Below are 627 nucleotides of genomic sequence, written 5' to 3'. Positions count from 1 at the left end.
AAGTAGCCATTCAAATTCAGGATTGCCTTCAGCTAACCACGATTCATATTCATATTGCCCAAGTGCAATTTGCTCACCTTCGTATTCCTGATCAAATACATCAATCACAATAATATCTTGAGTGATCAGCGTTAATGCTTCTTCAGCAAGTGATCTGAATTCTGGATCGACCAAAAGGACTTTGGACTCGGCATGAGCCAGCATAAAAGCAATGGTTTTGGCATCGAGGCGAGTATTCAGCGTATTGAGTACTGCACCTGCCATTGGTACAGCAAAATGTGCTTCAATCATTGCAGGTACATTCGGCAACAGTACCGAAACGGTATCATTCTTTTGAATTCCTAACTGAGTGAGCTGATGTGCAAACTGGCGACAACGTTGATAGCTTTGTTGCCATGTGATTTGACGTTTCCCATGAATAATGGCGGCTTGGTGTGGATAAATATAAGCAGCACGTTCTAAATAACGTAAAGGTGATAAAGCAACGAAATTTGCAGGGGTTCTCGGTAATTCATCATATGCACTCACCATGTGTTTGCTCCATTTGTGTTTTTTTCATGTATATCTATATCAACATAGTGTGTCATTCAGTCTAAATCATTAAGGCTTTAGTCGGAGATGAAGCCT

1 protein-coding gene is annotated in these 627 nt (G+C 40.7%); it reads right to left on the bottom strand.

Annotated features, from left to right (window positions below; all coding sequences use genetic code 11):
* Positions 1 to 531, bottom strand: a 531-nt coding sequence (locus tag B4F08_RS11675; protein ID WP_291374443.1) for an AMP-binding protein, incomplete at its 3' end; no start/stop codon positions are given.
* Positions 532 to 627 lie beyond the last annotated feature (96 nt).

Origin of the sequence: Acinetobacter sp. UBA6720, from assembly GCF_002454215.1 — a bacterium.
In the GTDB taxonomy this organism is placed as follows: Bacteria; Pseudomonadota; Gammaproteobacteria; order Pseudomonadales; family Moraxellaceae; genus Acinetobacter.
This window is presented reverse-complemented; position numbering and strand designations above follow the sequence as displayed.